This window comes from Flavobacterium branchiophilum NBRC 15030 = ATCC 35035, assembly GCF_002217205.1.
GTDB classification, from domain to species: domain Bacteria; phylum Bacteroidota; class Bacteroidia; order Flavobacteriales; family Flavobacteriaceae; genus Flavobacterium; species Flavobacterium branchiophilum.
This window is the reverse complement of the sequence record NZ_MUGT01000182.1, coordinates 1-2709: the sequence shown is the minus strand read 5'-3', so window position 1 is coordinate 2709 and position 2709 is coordinate 1. Positions and strand designations below refer to the sequence as shown.

The following is a 2709-nucleotide window of genomic DNA, read 5'->3' as shown; positions in this document are numbered from 1 at the left end:
CGAAGAAAATTTCTTTAAAATCATTTATAATTTACACCCCACCTCAAAGGTTTCCATAATCTTTGAGGTATGCAAATGAAATACTAGAAGGATTGCCCTTGGTAACACTTCCAAAAGTGGCAATCTAGCCCCGACTGGAGTGGAAATCCTTTTTGTTTTTTCTTTAAAAACAAAAAGATTGTAGCGTAAGGCGGGAACTGGCCCTGCGTGAAAATGCCAAAAGTGGCGGCTGCTCATCATTTGTAAGTTGCTTAAAAAAAAGCTATCATTTGTTTGTGTTCAATTGTTTGTTTTCTGAAGGGTAGGAGGGTTTATGAATGTGTTTTTTTTGTGTTCTTAAACTATTTTATTTGAAATTTGGTTCGCATTAAAAAAAAAATTACTTTTAGCCGTTGTTAGTATCAATTTTCAAGGTTTGAATATGATAGATAAAATAAAACTCGACCATATTTTATTTTTGGATATAGAAACAGTTCCAGAAAATGAACATTTTAGCATGCTCGACCACGACATGCAGTCTTTGTGGGAACACAAAACACAGTACCAACGCAAAGACGACATGTCGGCTGCAGATTTTTATGAGCGTGCAGGTATTTGGGCAGAGTTTGGTAAAATTATTTGTATATCTGTTGGTTTTTTTGTAACAAAATCGGATGTTAGAAATTTTAGGGTAACTTCTTTTTTTGGCGACGAAGTCAAAATTTTATCAGATTTTAATCAATTAATCAACCAACATTTCAGTCAGCCACAGCATGTGTTGTGTGGACATAATTCCAAGGAATTTGACATCCCTTTTTTGGCCAGACGCATGATCATCAAGGGTATTGCCATACCGGCAAAGCTGCATTTGTTTGGAAAAAAACCATGGGAAATTCCGCACCTAGACACGCTTGAGTTATGGAAATTTGGCGATTATAAGCATTATACGTCTCTCAAATTGTTGTCAAAAATTTTGCAAATACCTACCTCAAAAGACGATATAGATGGCAGTCAGGTTGCGGCAGTATATTATAAAAACAAGGATATTGATCGCATCATTATTTATTGTGAAAAAGATGTAGTGGCAGTGGCTCAAATATTCTTACGGTTGCGTAGAGAACCCTTATTAATAGAAGAAGAAATTATTCATGTATAAAAATAAATTATGGTTTTAAGTAGATTTTGGTTAGCAATTTTTGTTTCGTCTATTGTGTTTGTTGTTATGGGTTTGTTTTTAGGCCATCATTATACAATTGATTTTGTATTAAATGGACATAAAGACGATCCTATTTTGATAGACGAAAAATTTTGGCACCAAATCCCCGCTACTATTCAAGACAGCATCAACAAATCGACAGATAAAACTTGGATATGCAACAAAGTGGCAAACAATCCTGACACGACCTATGTTTTTAAAAATAAAACGGTCAAAATTTTTTCTGGAAATCAAAAAACAGACGGCTTGTTGCCTACTTGCAAAAACAGTTTGGTTGATTTGATTATACCTTTGATAGCTTATTTGGCCTTTTTTTGTGGATTAATGGAACTTTTAATACTTTCTGGAGCTGCAGAAAAATTGGCCCAATTACTAAGTCCTATGTTTGAAAAAGTATTTCCAAGTATTCCAAAAAATCATGAATCAATATCCTATATGACCCTAAATTTTGCAGCAAATTTTTTAGGGTTAGACTCTGCTGCAACCCCCTTTGGATTGAAAGCCATGGAAAGTTTACAAACCCTTAATACCAACAAAGACGAAGCTAGCGATGCCCAAATTATGTTTTTGTCCCTGCATGCTGCAGGCCTTACCTTGATTCCAACGTCGATTATTGGATACAGAGCTGCAGAAAATGCCACAAACCCAGCCGATGTCATGTTGCCCTGTATCCTAACGTCCTTTATTGGCACTTTGGCAGCATTTATAATTGTTGGTATTCGTCAAAAAATCAATTTCAAAAGTGCCTCTTTAATCCTTGTGATTACGGTAATTATCGCTGCCATTGCCGGATTATTGTTTTACATCAATCAATTGGATTTGATAGAAAAAAACTTTTTTACCTCAAATCTTTCAGGACTCATGTTGGTTGTCATTATCGTTTTTACCTTAGTATTTTCGTTTGTCAATGAGTCTAAATTTACAGCCAAAAACACAACCGTTTTTGATACTTTTGTTTCTGGAGCACACAACGGATTACAAACGGGTGTCAAAATATTTCCTTATGTAATGGGTATGCTTGTAGCTATTTCTTTTTTTAGAAACAGTGGTTTATTTGAAATCATTAGCAACGGAATTTCCTTTGTGTTTTCAAACATTGGCGTAAGCAAATCCATTACCGATTCTTTGCCCGTAGCACTTTTACGTCCATTTAGTTCGGGTGGATCCAGAGGTTTTATGATTGATGCCATGAGAAGTTTTGGGCCAGATTCCCTAACAGGAAGGTTGAGTTGTATATTTCAATGCAGTGCCGAAACTACTTTCTATGTCATTGCTGTATATTTTGGTTCCATCAACATCAAAAACACCCGATATACCCTAAGCACCATGCTGTTAGTAGATCTCATTTGTGTGATAGCAGCCATTTTAGTTGCCAGTTGGTTTTTCTAAAAGAAAAAGAACATTATCCATTATACCTATTAGGGTGTGCCCCTCCGCAAGTTACAGGTCGGGCTATCCGTTATAAACAACGTTCATTGAACTCCAAAAAAAATATAATATTGTGAAATAATCTT

General features: G+C 35.4%; 2 protein-coding genes. Both read left to right on the top strand.

What is annotated here, in order from left to right; all coding sequences use genetic code 11:
- The first annotated feature begins 421 nt into the window (after nt 1–421).
- Nucleotides 422–1135 (top strand): 3'-5' exonuclease, encoded by a 714-nt coding sequence (locus B0A58_RS15485; RefSeq protein ID WP_089081790.1) that lies wholly within the window; start codon nt 422–424, stop codon nt 1133–1135.
- Nucleotides 1136–1144: 9 nt separating this feature from the next.
- On the top strand, nt 1145–2584 hold the full coding sequence (locus tag B0A58_RS15480) for a nucleoside recognition domain-containing protein (protein WP_089081789.1): 1440 nt from the start codon (nt 1145–1147) through the stop codon (nt 2582–2584).
- The last annotated feature ends 125 nt before the right edge of the window (nt 2585–2709 follow it).